Annotated in this window: 3 protein-coding genes and 1 pseudogene; all 4 read left to right on the plus strand. The window is 69.8% G+C overall.

What is annotated here, in order from left to right:
- Positions 1–191 (plus strand): annotated as a pseudogene (locus tag BR31_RS32025) (Ig-like domain-containing protein); the annotation flags it as partial.
- Positions 192–256: 65 nt separating this feature from the next.
- A complete protein-coding gene (locus tag BR31_RS0125045) occupies positions 257–736 on the plus strand; it encodes an Ig-like domain-containing protein (RefSeq protein ID WP_027503347.1) in 480 nt (159 codons plus the stop codon).
- A 112-nt stretch (positions 737–848) separates the two neighbouring features.
- Entirely contained in the window at positions 849–1,310 is a 462-nt protein-coding gene (locus tag BR31_RS0125050) for an Ig-like domain-containing protein (protein WP_027503348.1), read from the plus strand.
- 113 nt (positions 1,311–1,423) lie between these two features.
- Positions 1,424–2,337, plus strand: a 914-nt coding sequence (locus BR31_RS0125055) for an Ig-like domain-containing protein (RefSeq protein WP_027503349.1), incomplete at its 3' end; no start/stop codon positions are given.

Below are 2,337 nucleotides of genomic sequence, written 5' to 3' on the forward strand. Positions count from 1 at the left end.
CCGACGGCACCGCCACCTACAAGTGGACCCCCACCACCGACGGTCAGCGCACCATCACCGCCACCTTCTCCGGCCGCAACGGCGTCACCGGCTCCACCACCACCCAGCAGGTCACCGTCACACCCGCCGGCGGCACCAACCCCGGCCCCGCCGGCAGCCTCGACTCCCTCCTCGGCGGCTTCGGCTCCTAGACACCACCCCTGACACCCACAACCCGCGGCGACGCCTATCGCCGCACCAAGGAAAGGAACATCCCATGGCACATCGCGCGTCCACACGCACCGTCGCCGCCACCGCACTCGCGGTCGGCGCACTGACCCTCCTCGGCGGGGGCGTCGCCGGCACCGCCAACGCCGCCCCGTCCGCACCAGCGACCGTCCAGACCGCGGCCAACGTCGCCTCCAAGATCACCCTCGACCCCGTCACCGGAGCCACCGTCGGCAAGCAGCTCACGCTGAAGGCCAAGGTCACTCCCGCAGCGGCAGGCGGCGAAGTCTTGTTCAAGGACGAGACAGGCAACTGGAATCCCGTAGCGGTCGGCGCTGACGGCACCGCCAGCGTGGTCGTGACCCCCGAAGCCGCCGGCAAGTGGACCATCACCGCCATCTTCTCCGGCCGCACCGGCGTCGACGGCTCCACCACCACCCAGGAGATCAAGGTTGCACCTGAGGGCGGCGCCGGCAGCGCCGATTCCATCCTCGAAAAGCTCCGCTCCGTCCTCGGCTTCGGCTCCTAGCCGATACCAACCCTGACACCGGGGCTTCGGCGCCCAGCCCTCGCGGGCGCCGAAGCCCTGGTCCCACCGCCCGCGGCGGCATTGATGTCCGCACCCACTGAAGGAACACCCCATGGCACATCGAGCAACCACACGCACCGTCGCCGCCACCGCATTCGCGCTCGGCGCACTGACCCTCCTCGGCGGGGGCATCGCCGGCGCCGCCCCCGCATCCACACCGCAGTCCGTACAGGCCTCCGACCCGGTCTTCAGCTCCACCGTGACCCTCAGCCCGGTCACCGGAGCGAAAATCGGCACCGCGATCGCGCTGAAAGCGAAGATCACCCCCGCTGCAGCAGACGGAACCGTCGAATTCAAGGACGGCACCACCGTCCTCGGCACCGCACAGGTCGGCAACGACGGCACCGCCACCCACCAGTGGACCCCCACCACCAACGGCAAGCACACCATCACCGCCACCTACCGGGACAAGAACGGCGACGAGGACGGCACCACCACCGCCACCGTGACCGTCGGCGACACCAACCCCGGCGGCCTCGGCAGCCTCGGCTCCCTCCTCGGCTTCGGCTCCTAGACGGACACCACCCCTGAGCACCCGGGGCTTCGGCGCCCAGCCCTCGCGGGCACCGAAGCCCCGGTCCCACCGCCCGCGGCGCCGTGATGGCCGCACCAAGTGAAGGAACCCCCATGGCACATCGAGCAACCACACGCACCGTCGCCGCAAGCGCCGGGGCCGCCCTCGCACTCGGCGCACTGACCATCTTCGGCACCAGCATCGCCGCCGCCGCCCCCGCCTCCACCAGCTGGGACGTCTGGTACACCCACTTCACCCGTACCGTCAGCAACGCCACCCCCGCCGTCGGCGAGACCATCACGGTCAGCACGAAGTTCGAACGAACCGACTCCTACAACGAGAAGATCCACTGGATCAAGGACTTCCACAACTCCTGCCTGACCTACGTCCCCGGCTCGGCCAAGCTCACCGACAACGCCGGTGCCCACCCCGTCGAGCCCTACCTCCAGATCGCGCCCGACTTCATCGCCGGCGACTTCACGGCCACCAGCTACCAGGTGCTCACCAAGCAAACCGATCCCGCCACCCTCAGCGCCCAGTACACCGTCGGCGCCAACTGCGCCCTCGGCACCGCAATGAACAGCGGCATGTCCTACGGCGGAGACCGCACCCCCGGCGACTACAGCACCAAGGGCCCCTCCATCACCGCCAGCAAAGCCAACACCACCACCACCCTCAACCAGGTCACCGGCGCGAAGGTCGGCACCGCGACCACCCTCACCGCCACCGTCACCGGCGCCGCCACCGGCAACACCGTCGAGTTCTACGACGGCACCACCAAGATCGGCCAAAACACCCTGGGCGCCAACGGCACCGGCACCTACCAGTGGACCCCCACCACCGCCGGCCAGCACACCATCACCGCAAAATTCCCCACCACCAACACCGCCAACGCCTCCCAGTCCGCACCGCAGACCACGACGGTGACCGCGGCCGACGTCGCCTCCACCACCACCCTCGCACCGGTGACCGGGGCGAAGGAAGGCACCGCAACCACCCTCACCGCCACCGTCAACCCCGCCGGCGC

The organism is Rhodococcus sp. UNC363MFTsu5.1 (genome assembly GCF_000686785.1).
Taxonomy (GTDB): Bacteria; Actinomycetota; Actinomycetes; order Mycobacteriales; family Mycobacteriaceae; genus Rhodococcus_G; species Rhodococcus_G maanshanensis.